23 protein-coding genes are annotated in these 19199 nt (G+C 64.3%); 14 read left to right on the plus strand and 9 right to left on the minus strand.

The genetic code is table 11. The features are described from left to right. Positions 1-61: 61 nt before the first annotated feature. Both ACPPVR_RS04455 and ACPPVR_RS04460 read right to left on the minus strand, forming a co-directional pair. Positions 62-325 (minus strand): hypothetical protein, encoded by a 264-nt coding sequence (locus tag ACPPVR_RS04455; RefSeq protein WP_426613054.1) that lies wholly within the window; start codon positions 323-325, stop codon positions 62-64. Between the two features lie 139 nt (positions 326-464). Further along, positions 465-1271, minus strand: a complete 807-nt coding sequence (locus tag ACPPVR_RS04460) for a creatininase family protein (RefSeq protein WP_426613055.1) — start codon at positions 1269-1271, stop codon at positions 465-467. Between the two features lie 177 nt (positions 1272-1448). Here ACPPVR_RS04460 and ACPPVR_RS04465 point away from each other — a divergent pair, with 177 nt between their 5' ends. The 7 genes from ACPPVR_RS04465 (at position 1449) to ACPPVR_RS04495 (ending at position 7643) form a co-directional block, all read left to right on the plus strand. Continuing rightward, the gene (locus ACPPVR_RS04465) at positions 1449-2471 is read left to right on the plus strand and encodes an ABC transporter substrate-binding protein (protein ID WP_426613056.1); all 1023 of its coding nucleotides are present in this window, start codon (positions 1449-1451) and stop codon (positions 2469-2471) included. 10 nt (positions 2472-2481) lie between these two features. Then, positions 2482-3312 (plus strand): ABC transporter ATP-binding protein, encoded by an 831-nt coding sequence (locus ACPPVR_RS04470; protein WP_426613057.1) that lies wholly within the window; start codon positions 2482-2484, stop codon positions 3310-3312. Then, positions 3309-4127, plus strand: a complete 819-nt coding sequence (locus tag ACPPVR_RS04475; protein WP_426613058.1) for an ABC transporter permease — start codon at positions 3309-3311, stop codon at positions 4125-4127. The genes ACPPVR_RS04470 and ACPPVR_RS04475 overlap by 4 nt, the downstream gene beginning before the upstream one ends. Continuing rightward, positions 4127-5116, plus strand: a complete 990-nt coding sequence (locus ACPPVR_RS04480; RefSeq protein ID WP_426613059.1) for a 2-hydroxyacid dehydrogenase — start codon at positions 4127-4129, stop codon at positions 5114-5116. The genes ACPPVR_RS04475 and ACPPVR_RS04480 overlap by 1 nt, the downstream gene beginning before the upstream one ends. Beyond that, the gene (locus ACPPVR_RS04485) at positions 5116-5823 is read left to right on the plus strand and encodes an AprI/Inh family metalloprotease inhibitor (protein WP_426613060.1); all 708 of its coding nucleotides are present in this window, start codon (positions 5116-5118) and stop codon (positions 5821-5823) included. The genes ACPPVR_RS04480 and ACPPVR_RS04485 overlap by 1 nt, the downstream gene beginning before the upstream one ends. A gap of 124 nt (positions 5824-5947) precedes the next feature. Further along, positions 5948-6343 (plus strand): YciI family protein, encoded by a 396-nt coding sequence (locus tag ACPPVR_RS04490; protein ID WP_426613061.1) that lies wholly within the window; start codon positions 5948-5950, stop codon positions 6341-6343. A 31-nt stretch (positions 6344-6374) separates the two neighbouring features. Beyond that, entirely contained in the window at positions 6375-7643 is a 1269-nt protein-coding gene (locus ACPPVR_RS04495) for an RNA polymerase sigma factor (RefSeq protein WP_426613062.1), read from the plus strand. Here the strand turns inward: ACPPVR_RS04495 and ACPPVR_RS04500 are convergent. Continuing rightward, a complete protein-coding gene (locus tag ACPPVR_RS04500; protein ID WP_426613063.1) occupies positions 7640-9241 on the minus strand; it encodes a peptidoglycan-binding protein in 1602 nt (533 codons plus the stop codon). The genes ACPPVR_RS04495 and ACPPVR_RS04500 overlap by 4 nt on opposite strands. 196 nt (positions 9242-9437) lie before the next feature. Between ACPPVR_RS04500 and ACPPVR_RS04505 the strand changes: the two genes are divergently transcribed. Further along, on the plus strand, positions 9438-9818 hold the full coding sequence (locus ACPPVR_RS04505; RefSeq protein ID WP_426613064.1) for a hypothetical protein: 381 nt from the start codon (positions 9438-9440) through the stop codon (positions 9816-9818). A 120-nt stretch (positions 9819-9938) separates the two neighbouring features. After that, a complete protein-coding gene (locus tag ACPPVR_RS04510; protein ID WP_426613065.1) occupies positions 9939-10244 on the plus strand; it encodes a hypothetical protein in 306 nt (101 codons plus the stop codon). Between the two features lie 67 nt (positions 10245-10311). Here ACPPVR_RS04510 and ACPPVR_RS04515 read toward each other — a convergent pair whose 3' ends face one another. Next, complete coding sequence (locus tag ACPPVR_RS04515) at positions 10312-10737, minus strand: Tautomerase enzyme (protein ID WP_426613066.1); 426 nt, start codon at positions 10735-10737, stop codon at positions 10312-10314. A 155-nt stretch (positions 10738-10892) separates the two neighbouring features. Here ACPPVR_RS04515 and ACPPVR_RS04520 point away from each other — a divergent pair, with 155 nt between their 5' ends. Together ACPPVR_RS04520 and ACPPVR_RS04525 are read left to right on the plus strand one after the other, a co-directional pair. Further along, a complete protein-coding gene (locus ACPPVR_RS04520) occupies positions 10893-11474 on the plus strand; it encodes a TetR/AcrR family transcriptional regulator (RefSeq protein ID WP_426613067.1) in 582 nt (193 codons plus the stop codon). A 23-nt stretch (positions 11475-11497) separates the two neighbouring features. Further along, a complete protein-coding gene (locus ACPPVR_RS04525; protein WP_426613068.1) occupies positions 11498-11905 on the plus strand; it encodes a VOC family protein in 408 nt (135 codons plus the stop codon). Positions 11906-11938: 33 nt separating this feature from the next. Here the strand turns inward: ACPPVR_RS04525 and ACPPVR_RS04530 are convergent, their stop codons facing one another. The 3 genes from ACPPVR_RS04530 to ACPPVR_RS04540 are packed head-to-tail and all read right to left on the minus strand — an operon-like array spanning position 11939 to position 13726. After that, positions 11939-12730, minus strand: a complete 792-nt coding sequence (locus ACPPVR_RS04530) for a DUF4239 domain-containing protein (protein WP_426613069.1) — start codon at positions 12728-12730, stop codon at positions 11939-11941. Between the two features lie 27 nt (positions 12731-12757). Next, positions 12758-13477 (minus strand): RadC family protein, encoded by a 720-nt coding sequence (gene radC / locus ACPPVR_RS04535; RefSeq protein ID WP_426613070.1) that lies wholly within the window; start codon positions 13475-13477, stop codon positions 12758-12760. A gap of 60 nt (positions 13478-13537) precedes the next feature. Beyond that, positions 13538-13726, minus strand: coding sequence for a hypothetical protein (locus ACPPVR_RS04540; RefSeq protein WP_426613071.1), 189 nt, complete (start codon positions 13724-13726; stop codon positions 13538-13540). 205 nt (positions 13727-13931) lie between these two features. Between ACPPVR_RS04540 and ACPPVR_RS04545 the strand changes: the two genes are divergently transcribed. From ACPPVR_RS04545 to ACPPVR_RS04555, 3 genes are all read left to right on the plus strand, one after another. Further along, the gene (locus ACPPVR_RS04545) at positions 13932-15185 is read left to right on the plus strand and encodes a serine hydrolase domain-containing protein (RefSeq protein ID WP_426613072.1); all 1254 of its coding nucleotides are present in this window, start codon (positions 13932-13934) and stop codon (positions 15183-15185) included. Positions 15186-15295: 110 nt separating this feature from the next. Further along, entirely contained in the window at positions 15296-15748 is a 453-nt protein-coding gene (locus ACPPVR_RS04550; protein ID WP_426613073.1) for an antibiotic biosynthesis monooxygenase family protein, read from the plus strand. Continuing rightward, entirely contained in the window at positions 15741-16643 is a 903-nt protein-coding gene (locus tag ACPPVR_RS04555) for a sigma-70 family RNA polymerase sigma factor (RefSeq protein WP_426613074.1), read from the plus strand. The genes ACPPVR_RS04550 and ACPPVR_RS04555 overlap by 8 nt, the downstream gene beginning before the upstream one ends. A gap of 27 nt (positions 16644-16670) precedes the next feature. On the opposite strand, the gene map is transcribed toward ACPPVR_RS04555, so the two are convergent. Together map and ACPPVR_RS04565 are read right to left on the minus strand one after the other, a co-directional pair. Beyond that, positions 16671-17489, minus strand: coding sequence for a type I methionyl aminopeptidase (gene map / locus ACPPVR_RS04560; RefSeq protein WP_426616330.1), 819 nt, complete (start codon positions 17487-17489; stop codon positions 16671-16673). A 184-nt stretch (positions 17490-17673) separates the two neighbouring features. Further along, positions 17674-18984 (minus strand): mechanosensitive ion channel family protein, encoded by a 1311-nt coding sequence (locus ACPPVR_RS04565; RefSeq protein ID WP_426613075.1) that lies wholly within the window; start codon positions 18982-18984, stop codon positions 17674-17676. Between the last annotated feature and the right edge of the window lie 215 nt (positions 18985-19199).

Raw genomic sequence — 19199 nt, forward strand, 5'->3', positions numbered from 1 at the left:
GGTGGATGAGGCGCCCGTGTCGGACGCGGGATCCACGTGAGATCGGCCTCAGATACTCAAATCAGTAGCAAGTACGAACGTTGCCAACGAACTGGCCGAAGGCGTTGTACTGGGCGACCCAGCCACAGCGGTGATAGCCGGAGTAATAGGACTGGTTGCTGGCGGCGATCGCGGTGCCGACGATGGCGGCGGTGGCGATGCCGGCGCCGACACCCCAGCCCCAGCCGTACGGCTTGGCCTGTGCGGTCGAAGTCGTGGAAGCGACGCCAGCGGTAACAGTGAGGGCCGCAAGAGCGACGGCGGCAATCTTGGTCTTGATCGACATTTGAAACTCCATCCGGGTTGAGGCGGTCCGTTGTGGTCCGCGTGCCCCATTGGACGGAGGCTTGCCGAAACCGGTTCGAAGGCGCTCCAGGTAGCCGCGAAGGTCGGCTCTTTCCTGAATGATTCCAGGATGATGACGCCTAGCCGAGCGGCCCCTTGGCGAGCCTGTTCACGTCGAATTTATCGACTTCAGCCAGCAGTTCGCAGAAGGCGCGCGCGCCCTGGTCGAGGAGCTGGTCGCCCTTCTCTGGCACGGCCAGCGTCGCATTGCCGATCGCGCCGCTGGCGTGCAGATCTTGCGCCTGCCAGGCGAACGGCGCGGGCCGCTGTGTCGACAGCCAGCGAAATTCCTCGTCCATCGCGATGCTGCTTGCGGGAAAATCCGCGATCGCATCCTTGCGCACCTGATCGGGATAGCGCGCCAGCATGATCGAGGTCTCGATTGCGCCGCCATGAATGCCGTGGCGCACCTCGTCGGCTGGGAACAGTTTGTCCGCGCCCGACAGGCGTGACCAGGACGTCGTCACCACGAACAGTTTTTGATGCGCGCGCAGATCCTGCGCGACCAGCATCATCGCCGCGCTGTTGCCACCATGGCTGGTGATGATCACGAGCTTTTTCACGCCGCGCCGCGCGACGTCCTCGCCGATTGCGGTCCACCGCTTCAGCGCAACCTCAGTCGGCAGCGTCTGCGTGCCAGGATAGTCGATATGCTCGGTGGAAATGCCGACCGGTTCGACAGGCAGGAAACTGGCCGGAATGTTTGCGGGCAAAAGCTCGCGCACGCGCGCGAGATAGGCGCCCGCGATCAGCACGTCGGTCTCGAGCGGCAGATGCGGGCCGTGCTGCTCCGTCGCTGCCAGCGGCAGCACCGCGATCCAGCGCGACGCATCCTGCGGGCCCGCGTCGGCCCAGCGGATCTCGGTCCAGTGGCGGGAAGGCGTCATCGAGGTTTCTTTGGCGTTTTCTTTGGAGGTTTCTTTGCCCGAATTTGTCACGTAGTTTGGGTCCTCGAGGGGACGCGGGCCTGGCCGGCTCGTGTCCCCGAATGTCTTGCGGTTTTATCGCGTTGGTTTGGCATGAGCCAGAAGCGATTGGGCCAGAAGCGATCGACGGAGTCCATTATGAGCCCCTCTCATCTGCGGCGAGCGTTAACGGCGGGCTTGATGGCCGCTTTCGTCTCGGCGGTCCCGGTTCGTGCCGAGACCCTGGACAAGGTCACCTTCGGCACCAACTGGGTCGCCGAGGCCGAGCATGGCGGCTTCTTCCAGGCGGTTGCCGACGGCACCTACAACAAGTACGGCCTCGACGTCACCATCGTTCCCGGCGGGCCGAACGAGAACAACCGGATGCTGCTGATCGCCGGCAAGCTCGATTTCTTCATGGCCGCGAACACGCTGATGTCGTTCGATGCGGTCGCCAACAACGTCCCCGTGGTGACGATTGCCGCGATCTTCCAGAAAGATCCGCAGGTGATGCTGACGCAGCCGGATGCGAAGGTCACCAAGATCGAGGACTTGAAGCCGCTGACGCTGTTCGTCTCCAAGGAGGGCATGACCAGCTACTTCCAGTGGCTGAAGTCCGAATACGGTTTTAGCGAAAAGAACGTACGGCCTTATAATTTCAACCCGCAACCCTTCATCGCCAACCCCAAGAGCGCGATGCAGGGCTACGTCACCTCCGAGCCCTTCGCCGTCGAGAAGGCCGCGGGCTTCAAGCCGAACGTCATCCTGCTCGCCGATTCCGGCTTCAACACCTATTCGACCCTGATCGAGACCCGCCGCGACCTGGTCGACAAGAAAACCGACCTGGTGCAGCGCTTCGTCGATGCCTCCATCGTCGGCTGGAACAACTACATCTACGGCGACAATTCCGCCGGCAATGCCATGATCAAGAAGCTCAATCCGGAGATGACCGACGAGCTGCTCGCCTATTCCGTCGCCAAGATGAAGGAATACGGCATCGTCGATTCCGGCGAGTCCGTGAAGAACGGTATCGGCGCGATGAGCGATGATCGCTACACCTCCTTCTTCAACAAGATGGTGCAGGCAGGCGTCGTGAAACCCGATCTCGATTTCCGCAAGTCCTACACGTTGCGTTTCGTCAACAAGGGCGTCGGCGTCGAGCTGCGCCCCGCCAAGCCGTAACGCAAGGTCCATGTCATCAGTCAAAACCTCGTCCGGGGTCGAGTCCGGCCTGACGGCTCTGGCCGTCAGCCTGCGCGCCGTGACGAAGATTTACGACAATGGCATCATGGCGCTCGGCCCGCTCGATCTGGCCGTCCGCAAGGGCGAATTTATCTCGCTGCTCGGGCCCTCCGGCTGCGGCAAGTCGACGGCGCTGCGCCTGATCGCAGGGCTCAGCGCAGCTTCGGCCGGCACGGTGCGGGTGTCGCGCCACGAAGGCGAGGTCCAACCGGGCCATGTTCAGCTAGGTCATGGCATCGGCTTCGTGTTCCAGGAGCCGACCCTGATGCCGTGGACCAGCGTGCGCGAGAACGTGCGGCTGCCGCTGAAGCTTGGCGGCATCCCGAAGTCTGAAGGGCGTGCGCGTGCCGATGAAGCGCTGGCGAGCGTCGGGCTTGCGGATTTTGCCGACGCCTTTCCGCGCGAGCTGTCCGGCGGCATGAAAATGCGCGTGTCGCTGGCGCGCGCGCTCGTCACCGATCCCGATATCCTTCTCATGGATGAGCCGTTCGCCGCACTCGACGAGATCACGCGCTTCCGTCTCAACAACGATTTGCTCGCGCTGTGGCGCAGCCTTCGCAAGACAATCATCTTCGTCACCCATTCGGTGTTCGAATCCGTTTATTTGTCCCAGCGCGTGGTGGTCATGACGGCGCGGCCCGGCCGCATCCAGGCCGACATCCGCATCGAGACGGTCGAGCCGCGCGGTGAGGAGTTTCGCACCTCGGCCGCCTATTCCGATTATTGCCGGAAAGTGTCGGCCGCGCTGGCGCCGTCTTATTCGGGGCAGTCGATGTTATGAACGCGCAAGCCCCCATCGCGGCCAGGCCGACCAGCGCGCAACGCGCGGTGCGCTTCGTGCTGCCCGTCATCGTGTTCGCCGCCGGCCTCGTTGCCTGGGAACTCGTGGTCCGCATCAAGGACATCCCGCCTTACGTGCTGCCGGCGCCGTCGGTCATCTTCCTGACGCTGATCAAGGACTGGGCGGTGCTGTCGCAATCGCTCGCGACCACGCTCCTAACCACGCTGGAAGGTTTTGTAGCGGCGAGCCTCGGCGGCATCGCGCTGGCGCTGTTGTTCAACCAGTCGAAATGGGTGGAGTATTCGCTGTTCCCTTACGCCGTCGTGCTTCAGGTGACGCCGGTGATAGCGATTGCACCGTTGCTTCTCATCTATCTGGAGCAGCAGACCGCGGTCGTCGTTTGCGCCTTCATCGTCGCCTTCTTCCCGGTGCTGTCAAATACCACGCTTGGGCTGAATTCGGTCGACCGCAATCTCGCCGGCCTGTTCCAGCTGTATGGCGCCTCGCCACAGCAAGCCCTGCGCTTTTTGAAGCTGCCGGCGGCGCTGCCCTACATCCTCGGCGGCCTGCGGATCGCCGGCGGGCTGTCGCTGATCGGCGCGGTCGTGGCCGAGATTGCGGCGGGAACGGCCGGTGCGGGCTCCGGGCTGGCCTACAGAATCGCGGAATCCGGCTATCGGTTGAACATACCTCGCATGTTCGCGGCACTGCTTTTGTTATCGCTGGCCGGGATTGTCATCTATGGGGTGCTGGCGCTAGTTTCCCACCTCGTTTTACGGCGCTGGCACGAGAGCGCGCTTGGAAAGGAAAACTGATGACCGCCGGTTCGATTTCGTCCGACAAGATCGACCTCCTGATCTATGGGCCGGTGCGGCCGATCCTCGAGAACGGTTTTTCCGATCATTTCGTCGTGCACAAGGCCGAGACGCGAGGCGACCTCGAGCGACTGACGCCGGCGGTCCGCGAAAAAATCCGCGGCGTGGCGGTGACCTATCACACGGTGCGCGCCGACAAGGATTCGCTGTCACAATTGCCCAAGATCGAGATCGTCGCCAGTTTTGGCGTCGGTTACGACCACGTCGATGCTAAATATGCCGGCGAGCACAACATCGTCGTCACCAACACGCCCGACGTCTTGACCGAGGAGGTCGCCGACGTCGCGATGGGCCTCCTGCTCGCCACCTTGCGTGAATTCATCAAGGCCGACCGCTACGTGCGCTCGGGGCTCTGGCAGACGCAGAACTATCCGCTCAGCGTCGGCTCGCTGCGCGACCGCAAGGTCGGCATCGTCGGTATGGGCCGGATCGGCCAGGCGATCGCGCGCCGGCTCGACGCCTCGCTGGTGCCCGTGGTCTATCACACCCGCAATCCGTCCAAGGACGTCTCCTACAAGCACTATCCCGACCTGATCGAGATGGCGAAGGCAGTGGACACGCTGATGGTCATCGTGCCCGGCGGTACCAGCACCAACAAGATGATCAATGCCGAGGTGCTCAAAGCGCTCGGGCCGCGCGGCGTGCTGGTCAACGTGGCGCGCGGCTCTGTGGTCGACGAGCCAGCGCTGGTCCAGGCGCTGAAATCCGGCACCATCCTCGCTGCTGGCCTCGACGTGTTCGCGGCCGAGCCGAACGTGCCGGACGAGCTCAAGACCATGCAGAACGTCATCCTGCTGCCCCATATCGGCTCGGCCTCGGTGGTGACGCGCAATGCGATGGACCAGCTCGTGGTCGACAATCTCAAGTCCTGGTTCGGCGGCAAGGCGCCGCTGACGCCGGTTGCGGAAACGCCGGTCAAGGGTCGCTGATGATCGCGCTTCGGGTCTTCGCGTTGGCGATCGCGGCAAGTCTTGCCGCGATCGGCCTTGCTCAGACCAGTCCTGCGCATGCGCAGGACGCGACGACCCTGAAGAAGGAGATGATCGGGCAGTGGGAGCTCTCGACCACTGAACGCAGCAAGACCTGCGTCGTCACGATGAAAGGCGATGCCGCGGCGCAGGGTTTCAAGCTCGAGCTCGAGCCGGCCTGCAAGACCGCGCTGCCCTTCACCAAGGATATCGTGGCCTGGAGCCTCAAGGGCCTCGACATCGTCCGTTTGCAGGATGCGACCGGTGAAGCCGTGATCGACTTCACCGAGGTCGAAGCCGGCATCTTCGAAGGCCTGCGACAGGGCGAGGGCGTCTACATCCTGCAAGACCTCGCCGCCGCCCGCTCGATGGCCAAGTCGATGGACCAGATGATTGGCGATTGGGCCATGGTGCGCGGCAACGGCCAGCCCGTCTGCGGGCTGACGCTGACCAACACGGAAGCGGATCAGGACAATTTTCAGGTCTTCCTCAAGCCGAAATGCGATGCGGCCATCGCGCAGTTCAACCCGACGCAATGGCGGCTCGAGCGCGGCCAGATTATCCTGATGTCGAAATCCGGCGAGGCCTGGCAGTTCGAGGCCGACGACAACGCGCAATGGCGGCGCATTCCCGATACCGCCGATCCCCTGATCTTGCTGCGGCAATAGCCCCGCCTGCCTGCCGGATTTTTTTCGCGGCTCATGTCGATCTGGCGTAGGCTGGGCCGTCATCTCCCTAGCGAGCTGATTTTGCGGTCGAGATGGCTGCTTCTCGCCTCAACAGGAGTTTTGCATGCGCTTCATGTACATCGTCACCTCCCCAAAACCCATGGCAGGGCCGTCCCCGGCGCTGGCAGAGGCGATGCAAAGGATCTCCGAGAGGGAGATCAAGGCCGGCCGGATGCTCGACAATGGCGGCCTGATGCCGCTTGCAACCGGTGCGCGGGTGCATGTCGCGGATGGCGAGCTCAGCGTCATCGACGGCCCGTTCGTGGAGGCCAAGGAGGTGATCGGCGGCTATGCCATTTTCGAATTGCGCGACAAGGACGAGGCCTTGGCGATGGCCAAGGAATTCATGCAGTTGCACCTCGACCATATGCCGGGCTGGGAAGGCACGTGCGAATTGCGGGCGTTCGCAACACCTCATTTGGACGGCGTGTGCGAGGTCAAGGCGGCAGCTCACGCCTGATGGCTGAGACCGCTCGTCCGCGTCGGCGGCGATGACGGCCGCCGACATCGATCGCGTCATCCGCGCCACTTGGCGCGTCGTGCAGCCGCGGCTGATCGCCACGCTGTCGCGGATGCTGCGCGATGTGCCGCTGGCGGAGGAGCTGACCCAGGACGCGCTGGTCGCGGCGCTGGAAGCCTGGCCCGGCACCGGCGTGCCCGAAAATCCCGGTGCCTGGCTGATGACGACCGCCAGGCGCCGCGCGCTTGATCATCTGCGCCGCGGCAAGATGCTCGCGGGCAAGCACGACATGCTGGCGCGGGATATGTTGCAGGAGCAGGCGATCGTGCCGGATTTCGAGGCCGCGCTCGACGACGACATCGGCGACGAGTTGTTGCGGCTGATCTTCACGGCCTGTCATCCGATCCTGTCGCGCGAGGCCCGCTCGGCGCTGGCGCTGCGCATGATCTGCGGCTTGACCACATCAGAGATTGCGCGCGCCTACCTCGTGCCGGAAGCAACCATCTCCCAGCGCATCGTTCGCGCCAAGCGAACGCTGTCGGAATCCGGCCTCGCCTATGAGGCCCCGAGCGGTGAAGCGCTGTCCGAGCGTCTCGCTTCGGTGCTGGAGGTTGTCTATCTGATCTTCAACGAGGGCTACCTCGCGGCGCGAGGCGAGGAATGGCTGCGGCCGCAACTCTGCGACGAGGCGCTGCGCATGGGCCGGGTACTCGTCGGTCTGGCTCCGGACGAGCCGGAGGTTCACGGCCTCATCGCCCTGATGGACCTGAATGCCTCGCGGGTGCGTGCGCGCACCGATGCGAACGGTGATCCCATTCTGCTGATGGACCAGGATCGCACGCTCTGGGATCAGTTGCAGATCCGTCGCGGCCTGCGGTCGCTCGAACGCGCCGGCGAACTCGGCGGCTCGGGAAGATTTTACGCGCTTCAGGCCGCTATCGCGGCGTGTCATGCCACCGCGGATGCTGCTGCAAACACCGACTGGCCGCGCATCGCGCAGCTCTACGCCGAGTTGGCGCGGCTGGTGCGCTCGCCGGTCATCGAGCTCAATCGCGCCGTCGCGGTCGGGATGGCCGAGGGCCCGCAAGCCGGACTTGACGTGCTGGACAGGATCGCCGGCGAGCCGGCGCTGGCGGCCTATCATCATCTGCCGGCGGTTCGTGGCGACTTCCTGCAAAAGCTCGGGCGCCTCGCAGAGGCGCGGCTGGCGTTCGAAGCCGCCGCGCATCTTGCGACCAACGGACGCGAACGAGCGCTGATGCAGCGTCGCGCCGCGGCCCTGCGCGGTCCGGGCCCCTAAGACGTCGGCTTGGGCGGCGGTGCGGTGCCCTGCGCCCATTTCTCCATCTTGCCGAGCACGCCCCATGCCGTGAGCGCAAGTGTGACCGGGAGCACGAACTGGCTCAGGCCCGGCACGGCGGACGCGATCGTCCCGAACAGCCCGGCAAGACCTCCCGCGTTGGGGCTTGCCGTCACAGCGGAGAGCAGCGCGGTGATGAGCGAGCCGCCGATGCCGAGCGCCGTCTTCTTGCCGTCCAGCATTTTGCCGATGGTGTCGCCAAGCGCGCCATTGACCTGGCCGAGGACCGGCTTGTTGCTGATCAGGGCGCTCAGCAGGTCGACGACTTGTTTGAGTTGATCGGCGGGAGCAGGATTTGCTGCCGTGGTCGTTCCGGGCACTGTCTTGGTGACGAGAGAGAGGAGCTGCCCAAGCAGGTTGACCGGATTGTTGGCGGCTGGCGTCGTGCCGATTTGCGTTGTTGCTCCCGGCTGCAAGACCTGCGTGAGGCCCTGCAGTTGGTTCAGGATCTGAGATAGCTGGACGGACTGCCCTGCGGGCATGGTCCCTGTCGATGGGGTCGCTATCGGCGTGGTCCCCATTGGCATCGTTCCTCCCGACTGTATCAGCTGTGCGAGATTTTCCAGCCGGCTCAGGATTTGAGACGGACCGACAGACTGTCCTCCCGACGCCACCACGCCTGCCATTGCTGTGCCCGCCGGTGTTGTCCCTCCGCTCTGCACGCCATGTGTGAGGTCATCCAGACGCTTCAGGATCTGGGACAGATCGACGTTTGGCGGCTGGATCGACGGCGTCCCCGCACGCGTGACGGCGGCAATCGTGGTGCCGTCGAGCAGGCCGGTGTCCTGAAGGCCATTCCGCTGCTGAAATTGCGAGACTGCCGCCTTGGTCCTCGGTCCGCTGATGCCGTCTTCGTCGAGCGGCGGATTGGCGCCGAGCTTGTTGAGCGTCTGCTGCATGAGCAGGACCGACGGTGCCATGTCGTCGTCGGGTTCGGAACGGCTGGCAATGGGTGGGCTGCCGTCGAGCGTGATCGAGGAATCCTGCGACAACATTGCATGCAGGATCACCGCGGTGCCGAGCTGGGAATCGACATGGTCGGAATCGAAGACGTGGTCCGCGACGAATTTGCCGGCCCTTGCTTCGGGTGGTCCATAGAGCGTCGAGCCGCCATAGAGATAAGGCGAGTTGACGCCCTTGGCGTGATAGCCGAGCCCATTGAAGCACTCGAGCCTGAACAGGGTGCGCGCGATCCCCCAGTCCTGCGTTCCGACGAAGTTCTCGATTCGCAGCGCATCCACGGCGCCGTCGACGAACGAGGCGAACGGACCGCGCCCTTTCGGGACGAGGCATGTCACGCGATGCAGCGTTTCGCCGTTGCCGAGATAAGTGTCGAAATCGAAGTTCGATTCGCGATAGTGGCACAGCGCGACGAAGTGCCAGGGTACGCCGGTCAGCCGCTCGGCCTGCTGATAGGTCGCCTTGCCGTTGATCGCCTTGCGCGCGACGGCGTTTGCCTCGGCGAGGCGTCCGGGCCGGATCTCGAGATTGGCCCAGTTTCTCTCATATTCGCTTTTCAGACTCTCGAATGACACCATATCCCGCTCCCGCGAATTGCCAAATTATCGGTTCATCGTGCAAATCAGGCGCGAGCCGCGTGCCATCATCGGCGGGCATGGGCTCTCGGCGTGGCACGGCAAATGTGGCAGGCCGCAGCCTGGGCGCGTGTGAAATGGCTTACACGTGCAGCGCGAAAGATTGCGGTGAAAGGACGCAACGTGTCGGGCGGTCGGCTTGTTGCATGATGCGATCTATGCAACCGTACGGAGAGCACAATTTCGTCCGGGTCCATCGATGTTCAGAGCCGTCATTCTCGTTGTTCTCGCCTTTGCCCTGTCCGCCTGCGATGCCGTGGCCACGCTGACGGACGGACTGCAGCAAGCGCAGGCGGTCGAAGGCGATCTCGAACAGTCGACCGGCGTCAAGCCACGGGTCGGCTTCAACTGGCGCAATGGACGCCTCACATCGGTGACCGTCCTGTTTCCGGGCCTCTATCAAACCAAGCCCCTGGGCGACCTCGCCGGTCTCGTGCGCGCAGCGGTGACCAAGGAATTCAAGCAGATTCCGGATGCGATCGTGCTCTCCTTTGCCCTGGACAAAGGACCGTCGGCCTGAGGCGCGCGGCTTGTCGCGACAGACTGGCTCTTTGGCGCAAGAGGCGAGGGCGCGCCGGATTGCACTGGCTTCAAGCCTCGGCCGGCGTTATGAGGGCGGCTCTGAACAGGAGGATTTGGAATGCTTCGAGGTCTTGGAATTGCTGCGTGCCTGACCGTGGCCATGGTGATGCCGGTCCATGATGCGGTTGCGCAGGACGCGATCGGCGGCGCCATCATCGGCGGCGTGGGCGGTGCGATTTTGGGCGGTGCGCTTGGCGGTGGCCGCGGCGCCGCCATCGGTGCTGTCGTCGGCGCCGGCACGGGAGCTGCGATCGCCTCCGAAGGCGAGCGCCGCCGGTCCGGCTATTACGCGTATCAGCGCGGCTGCTATATGCAGCGCCCCGACGGCCGCTACGTCCCGGTCGATCCGAGATACTGCTACTGAGCGATCTTTGTACTGCGCCGGCGTGATTCCGATCGCGCCGGCGCTCGCATGTGAGATCGCCTCGCGCTTACGCCGCGCCGGCCCGGCTCACAGCCTCCCCGAGCTCGGCATTGGTGTAAGCCTTGCCGGCGATGCCCCACAGGCCATCCACCGCATAGACCATGTTGACGAAAATCCGCTCGCGCGGATGACGGCCTTCTGCCGCTTTGAATACGATTTCCGTGGCGTCGGTGATGAAGCCTGCCTTCTGTGCAGGGCTCGCCAGCGCGAATGACGGCACTTTCAGTTCGACCACGACGATGTCGTTTGACGCTCCGCCGGCGAAGGACCGGCCTTTCGGGACAGTGTTAATCTCGCCGATCACGTTCGGCGTGAGAAACGCATTGCCCGCCAGATCATGATGCCTGAGAAACGAGGTTGTCAGTTCTGCGAACATGTTTTGCTCGGCGGCCGCACTGAAGATGCCATCCGTGGCGAGGACGTTGATCGGCATGACTGGGGCTCCCTTGATGATTTAAGCGCGAACGCCGGTGGCGATCGCGGCTTGCTATAATATTGCGATCGTTATATAACGATCGTGACTGCATTCGCACGAAGAGGCGCTGCCGTCAATGATAAAATAACGATCGTGATCTAAAAGGGTGTGTCGTGCGATACAAGACCGGACACAAGGAAGAAGCCCGCGCGCGCATGGTCGCGGCTGCCGGACGCGGCTTTCGCCGCCAGGGTTTTGGCGGTATCGGCGTCGATGGTCTCGCCAAGGAGGCCGAAGTGACCTCCGGCGCGTTCTACGGACACTTCTCGTCCAAGGGCGAAGCTTTTGAGGCCGCACTCGTGGCAGGCCTGCAAGAGCTGCGCGCCGGCGTCGAAAGCCTGCGCGCCGAGCACGGCCCCAAATGGGTCGGCGTGTTCGTCGATTTCTATCTCGGACAAAAGCGGGTCTGCGAACTCGGCTCGAGCTGCGCATTGCAGAGCCTGACCTCCGAGGTGCAACGCGCCGATGACGCGATCAAGACCGTGTTCGAGACCGAGATCGCGGGTGTGGTGGGCGCGGTCGCGGACGGCTTGACGGGCCGCTCAGTCAAGGAGAGGCGCGCGCGCGCCTGGGCGCTGCTCGCGATCCTGTCCGGCGGCGTCACCATGGCGCGGGCCGTCGCCGACAACGATGTCGGCGCCGCCATTGCGTCCGCGTGCCGCGCGGCTGCGCTCAACGCCTGCGCCGAAAGCTGATCACCTCACGCGGGGAGCCGTCCATGCAGATGTCGAACTATCTCTTCTTCAGGACCCGGTGCGAGGCGGCGCTCGCCTTCTACACCGCCTGCGGCCTCGGCCAGGTGACGGAAATCATGCGTCACGGCGAATCCGGGTCGCCGTTGAAGAACGCCGCGATGAAGGGCAAGGTCATGCATGCGAAGTTCGAGGGACCGGGCATCCGGTTCTACGCGTCGGACAATGACGACGCCGAACCGATGCGAGGGTCAGCGCACATCCTGATGATGGACGACACGCGGGCGACGACGGAATTGTTCGCGCGGCTCGCCGAAGGCGGCACCATCACCACGCCGCTCGGCATCCAGCCCTGGGGCGACTATTACGGCAAGCTGACCGATCGTTTCGGCGTCCAGTGGATGCTGAACTGCGCGCTGGCGGCGCGGGCGTAGCAGCGAAGTCTGGCCGCCAACCGGCCGGCGCAGTTACGTTCGTCCCGCCGGAGCCTCCGGCATGATCTGGCGCAGCGGCTCCGGGGAGATGGAGATCTGGCCGGTAAACGGACGATCGTGCGCGGCGATCAGCAAGACGGAGGTGGCGACGCCGGTCGCGAACAGCGTCATCGCGATCGCGGATCCGAGGCGGTTGTCGCAGTGAACGAAGCCGATCACCAGGAGCTCGCACAAGGCCTGGAGATACAGGCACCACCATTTCACCGAATTGACCGCGGCGAGGCTGACGATGATCCGCTGCCGCCGCGCATCGAGCGCCTGCTCCAGTGCGGCGATGATCTCGCGCTGCACGTTCGCCTGACCGGTGCCCTGCGGAATCATCGCCACGACGAGCTGCAAGGCCTCGGCGAGCGCCGGCGGCGTCGCCTTCAGCGACGCCTCCTGATGCGCCATCATCGGCCATTCCACTGCGACGGCCTGCCCGACATAGTCGCGCACCAGGGCGCGCAGCCTGGTTTCCTGCTCCGCCGGCAGCCCTGCGGCCAGCAGCACGGCGCTGCGCAGCGCGCTGGCCTCGCGGCTGACCGCGGCGCCGGCGCGGTCGCTGTCACCCCAGACCTGCGCCGCGGTGAAGGCGACGAACAGGCCGAAGATGATCCCGAGCACCGGCAGCATGCCCGGCGAGATCGCCTTCAGCGATTTCGCGCGCTCCTCCGTCGCGACCAGCGCGACAAAGGCGAACACGGTCGCGGCCAGAAGAAAGGTGAAGCCAAAGATCACCAGCGCCATCGCGGGCACCGGCAGATTGTGCAGCCAATCGCTCATGCTGTCCCTGCTAAATGATTCGCGGGCCTAAATCAGCCGCATCCCGCGCAGGCTGGCATGCCCGTTCTTGCCGACGATGATGTGATCATGCACGGCGATGCCGAGCGGTTTTGCGATATCGATGATCGCCTTGGTCATCTGGATGTCGGCCTGCGAGGGCGAGGGATCGCCGCTGGGGTGGTTGTGGACCAGGATCAGCGCGGTCGCCGATAGCTCCAGCGCGCGCTTGATCACCTCGCGCGGATAGACCGGCGTGTGATCGACGGTGCCGGTCTGCTGCACCTCGTCGGCGATGAGCTGATTGCGCTTGTCGAGGAACAGCAGGCGAAACTGCTCCTTGTCGGCAAAGGCCATGCTGGTGCGGCAATAATCGATCACCTCGTTCCACGACGACAGCGCGTTGCGGCTGTTGACCTCGCCCTTGGCGACGCGGTGCGCGGCGGCTGCGATCAGCTTGAGCTGGTTGATCGCGGCTTCGCCGACGCCGTCAACTTCGCGCAATCGCGCCACTGGCGCATGGACGACTTCGGCGAATGAACCAAAGGTCTTGATCAGCGTTTTCGCGAGCGGCTTGGTGTCGCGCCGCGGCAGCGCCGGAAACAGCGCCATTTCCAGCAGCTCGTAATCGCTGAGCGCGTTCGCCCCGGCATTGTAGAAGCGCTCGCGCAGCCGTTCGCGATGGCCGAGATAATGCGGCTCCGGCTTGCTCGAGGGGGCGCTGGATTTGGGGCTGGTCTTGGCTGGCATCGCGCGCCAAGCATCGCTGCGGCGCGCCGCTTTTGCAACCGTCAATTGAGCCAGCGGAGATCAGCGCCGTGGCTTCAAACCCGGCACCAGCGCGGCCAGCCGATCACTGATCGGGCGGCCGAACATCGGCCCGCCGCGCATCTCCGGCGGAGGCGGGCCGGCGCAGGTCAGCACGGTGCGGTCGTCGAGAAACACCTTGAAGCGGACATGTGTGGTGCGGCCGTCATACCGGCCGGGATAGATCGTCATCGGCAAGCAGGATGGCAAGATCGGGCTTTGAAGATGGCGACAATCAGCCGGCTTGTTTCTCGCTGTGTCGCGCCGCCCGCGCTTTGAAAAAAAATCCGACTGCACCGGTCTGAATGGCCTGTTCCGTTCGTCTTGATCGCTGTGGGCTCGACATACCGCGACCGCCAGCCTGGCGGCGCAGCGAGTTCCCGATGGAGGACTACCGATGTGGCCGATTGAACGAGGCTTTTCACGCCGCGCCGTTCTTGCGCGAAGTGCTGTCGCGACCCTCGTTGCGGCTGCGCCCGCCCTGAGCGGACCCGCGAAATCCGCCTACACCGCCGACCAGCGCAGGCTGCGCCTCGATCGGGTGATCGATCGCGCCATTGCCGAGCGTCGCATCGTGGGAAGCGTCGTGCTGGTGATGCAGGATGGTGAGGTCGTGTATCGCCGCGCCGCCGGCCACGCCGATCGCGAGGCCAATCGGCCGATGCGCGAGGACGCGATGTTCCGGCTTGCGTCCTTGTCGAAGCCGATCGTCTCGGCCGCCGCCATGGCGCTGGTCGAGCGCGGCCGGCTGGATCCGCAGGACCCCGTTACAAAATGGCTGCCGGATTTCCGGCCGCAGACCAGTGACGGCAGGGTCCCTGCGATCACCATCCATCATCTGCTCACCCATACGGCCGGGCTCTCTTATGGGTTTTTGCAGCCGCCAGACGGCTCCTACCAGCGCGCAGGCGTTTCCGACGGCCTCGATCGATCGGGCATCGATCTCGATGAGGAGGTGCGCCGTATCGCCGCCGCCAGTCTTGTCTACGAGCCCGGCACGCGATGGGGCTACTCGCTTGCGACCGATGTGCTCGGTGCGGTGATCGCCAGGGCGGCGGGCGAACCATTGCCGGACGCGCTCCGCCGCCTCGTCACGGCGCCGTTGGCCATGGCCGACACCGGTTTCCTCGTCGACGACGGAGCGCGGCTCGCGGTGCCGTATCTCAATGGCAAGCCTGAGCCGGCGCGCATGCAGGACCCGCAGCTGGTGCCGTTCCGGGGTGCCGGAATCATTCGCATGTCGCCGTCCCGCGTATTCGATCGCGCGTCCTTTGCCTCGGGCGGCGCCGGCCTGGTCTCGACGGCGAGCGACTACGCCCGCTTTGCCGAAGCGCTCCGCCTCGGCGGCGGGCCGGTGCTGAAGACGTCGACCGTGCAGCAGATCACGACGAACCAGATCGTCGACCTGTCGCCGACCGGTCTTCCCGCCTGGGGCTTTGGCTACGGGGCCATCGTCCTGAAGGACAGCGTGTTGGCGAAGTCGCCGCAGGCGGCGGGGACCTGGACGTTCAACTGCGCCTATGGCCAGAGCTTCTTCGTCGATCCCCAGCAAAAGCTGGCCGTCATCGCCTTCACCAACACGGCGCTCGAGGGTGGTTTTGGCGCCTTCCCGGTCGAGATCCGCGACGCCGTCTATGGGAGGGGCGAATGACCCGCAACAAAAAAAGTTCGCGACCACCGTTTCCTCACCCCCTCTTCGTTCGTCTCAGCGTTGTGGGCCTCGTCGAGCGGCCAGCAGAGCATCCGCAAAGGAGAACATCGATGTCTCAGACCAAATCCGCGCCATCGCGTCGTGCCGTCGTTGCCACCGGTCTTGCCACCGGTTTTGGCGCCGGCGTTCTGCTCGCCGCCCAAATGACCCCGTCCTACAGCCAGAACAGGAGTTCGAACATGGAAGCGACCATTCGCATCGGCAGCGACATCACGACCCTTGTCAACGTCTTCACGGTCGACCCGGGCAACCAGCAAAAGCTGGTCCAGCTCCTGAAGGAGGGCACCGAATCCTTCTTCAGCAAGCAGCCCGGCTTCATCTCGTCCAGCGTCCATGCCAGCAGGGAGGGCGGGCGCGCGATCAACTACTCGCAATGGGCAAGCGCAAGGGACATCGAGAATTTCCGCAGCGATCCGAAGTTTGCGCCCTACATCCAGCGCCTGGCTGCGATCGCGAAGGCCGAGACGATCCTGTGCGAGGTCGTCGAGGTCAATCATGCCTGATGGCGCGGTGGCGGTTCAACAGACCGCCCTTAAGGCCCTGGATCGCCTTGCGGTGGAGCTGCGGCCCCAGCTGCACCGCTACTGTGCGCGCATGACAGGCTCGGTCATCGACGGCGAGGATGTGCTTCAGGAGGCGTTGCTGAAAGCGCTCGAGGCAGCACCGCGGACCGAAGCGCTGAACAATCCGGAAGGGTGGCTGTTTCGCATCGCCCACAATGCCGCGCTGGATTTCCTGCGCCGGCGCGCCCGCCATGATGCCGTTCACGCCGATGAAGATCTGGACATGATTGCTGCCTTGACGAGCCCAGTGACCGACCGTCAGATCGTGACTGCGAGCCTTAATACCTTCATGCGCCTCCCGGTGGCGCAGCGCAGCGCCGTGATCCTGAGAGACGTGCTCGGCTATTCCGTCGACGAGGTCTGCGCCATCATGGGCGGCAGCGTTCCGGCCGCGAAGGGCGCGCTGCAACGCGGCCGTGACCGCCTTCGCGAACTCGCGCAGGAATCCGACGACGTGCGGCCTCCCGAGCTGGAGAATGCCGAACGTGTCCGCCTGATGCATTATGTCGAGCGCTTCAACGCGCGCGATTTCGATTCCCTGCGCGATATGCTTGCCGACGACGTGCGGCTGGAGATGGTCAACAGGACGCGTAGGGCCGGGCGCCGCGATGTGAGCGAGTATTTTGGCCGCTATGCGCTGTCCTGCGCCTGGCATTTCGTGCCGGGATTCGTCGATCGGCGTCCCGCGATCATCGCGTTCGACCCGGAGGATCCCGCAGGGCCGCCGCGATACTTCGTTCTGCTCGATTGGAAGGACGGCAGCATCGTCAATATCCGCGACTTTCTGTTCGCGCATTATGCGATCGAAGGCGCGGAATTGCTTATGCTGGGTTGACGAGGCCGGGTGGTGATCCGAAGCAGATCAGCCGATCTGCTTCTCGCCGTGCCGCTCCGACAGCGTGAAGATCTCGACGCCGGTGGCGGTGACGCCGACCGAGTGCTCGAACTGCGCCGACAGCGAGCGGTCGCGGGTCACCGCGGTCCAGCCGTCGGAGAGGATCTTCACATGCGGCTTGCCGAGATTGATCATCGGCTCGATGGTGAAGAACATGCCGGGCTTGAGCTGCACGCCCTCGCCGGGACGGCCGATATGGATGATGTTCGGCTCGTCGTGGAACATGCGGCCGAGGCCATGGCCACAGAAATCGCGGACCACGCTCATGCCCTGCGGCTCGACGAAACTCTGGATGGCGTGGCCGATGTCGCCGGTGGTGGCGCCGGGCTTCACCGCGGCGATGCCGCGCATCATCGCTTCGTAGGTGACTTCGATCAGCCGCTCGGCCTTGCGCGCGATCGGGCCGACCGCGTACATCCGGCTGGAATCGCCGTACCAGCCGTCGACGATGAAGGTGACGTCGATGTTGACGATGTCGCCTTCCTTCAGCGGCCGGTCGCCGGGCATGCCGTGGCAGACCACATGGTTGAGCGAGGTGCAGGTCGAGTAGCGATAGCCGCGATACATCAGCGTCGCCGGATAGGCGCCATGGCTGAAGGCGAAGTCGCGGACGAATTCGTCGATGCGCTCGGTCGGCACGCCGGGCCCGACGATGTCGGTGAGCTCGTCGAGGCACTTGGCCACCAGCGCACCCGCCTTGCGCATGCCGGCAAAGGCGCTCGGCCCATGCAGCTTGATCTGTCCGGTCTTGCGCAGGGAGGTATCGGTGGCTTCGACGTAGCTCATGCGGGTCTGGTCTTCTAGGATCGGGCCGATGTCGGCGGAAAGGCTTGATTTCACGCCCCAATTTAATGATTGCAGGCCTTCATGCAAGCTTGGCCAGAGCGTTTTCGAGCGAAGTGGGTACCGGTTCGCGCGAAGAAAACGCGTCAAAACAAGAATCCTGGCCGCCATGCGCCCGAAAGCAGGCTCAATTCGGGACTTCTACGGTGGTTTCGACCGGCAGCGCGCCCCCGCGGACGCGGATTTCGCGGACGGGGTAGGGAACCCGGATGCCCTCGCGCTTGAAGGCGTCCCATAGCGCCAGCATCACGTCGCTCTTGACGTTGTCCATGCCGTCGGGGTCCGCAAGCCAGAGGGTCAGCGAGAACTTCATGCCGGCTTCCGCGAACTCGGTCAGGATGCAGTTCGGCGGCTTGGCCTTCTGCGCGCGGGGATGGGCGGCCGCGGTCTCGATGGCGAGCTTGCAGACCAGCCGGGGATCGGCGTCGTAATTGGTGCCGAAAAGGATCTTCACCAGCGTGTTCTTGTCGGTATAGGTCCAGTTGACGACCTTCTGCGTCACCAGATCCTCGTTCGGCACCAGGAATTCGCGGCCGTCGCCGGCGGCAACGGAAATATAGCGCGTCTTCATCGCGCTGATGCGCCCGGTATTGTCGCCGATGGTGACGAGGTCGCCGGGTTTCACCGATTTGTCGGCGAGCAGGATGATGCCCGAGATGAAATTGGCGACGATCTTCTGCAGGCCGATACCGATGCCGACGCCGACCGCGCCGGAGAACACCGCGAGCGCCGACAGGTCGATGCCGACCGTACCGAGCGCGATCACGATCGCGATCGCAAGCAGCCCGATGCGGATGATCTTGACCAGCAGCACCTGGATCGACGGCGTCAGGTCGGTGGCCGAGTTGATCTTGCTCTCGGCGAAATTGCTGGCGATGTTGGTCAGCCAGAGCGCGATGATCAACAGCGCGCAGGCCTTGATCACCAGCAGCGGCGTCAGCCGCAACCCACCGAGCACGATCGCATAGGAGTCGAGCAGGTCGACCGTCGTATCGAGCTGGCCGACGATGGACAAAGCTGCGACGAACCACGCCGTGATCGACACCAGCTTGACGAGGAAGGCGTTGCGCAGCACCGAGGTCACCAGCCGGATCGCGAGCCAGGCCAGTCCCAGCTTGGCGGCGACCATCAGGAGATAGCTACGGCTCGGCCAGGTAGCATGGTACATCACCACGCGCGAGATGATCACGAGCAGCGTGAATATGGCCGCAGAGGTGCTGGAGATCATGACGCGGACGAAGTGGCGAAGCGGCAGCGGCCAGCCCACGGCCAGCGAGGTCATGTCGACGCGGCGGCGAACGCCGGTCTCCGCTGCATAGGCGATGCCGGCCGCGGCCAGCATGAGACCAAATTGCAGGTAGAACCAGGGCGAGGAGATTTCCGCCCCGACGCTGCGCGCGGTCGTCTGCACGAACTCCATGAGGTCTTTGAGGTCCATGTCCAAGGTCTCGTCGGGAAGCGGGCGGATTCGATTCGAGGGCGCCGCAGAATCCCACAAAGGGAGCGGCCGGGCCATCGATACACCGCCATGTGATGCGCGTTAAGGCCGCAAAATACGGTCAGATTGCCGCGAGTGGGAGAAAATGGGTTGGCGCGGGAGTGTGCCGACGATAAGGATGCCATTCCAGTGATTTGCCAGCGATTTGCCAGCGT

This window comes from Bradyrhizobium sp. McL0616 (genome assembly GCF_049993385.1).
Taxonomy (GTDB): Bacteria; Pseudomonadota; Alphaproteobacteria; order Rhizobiales; family Xanthobacteraceae; genus Bradyrhizobium.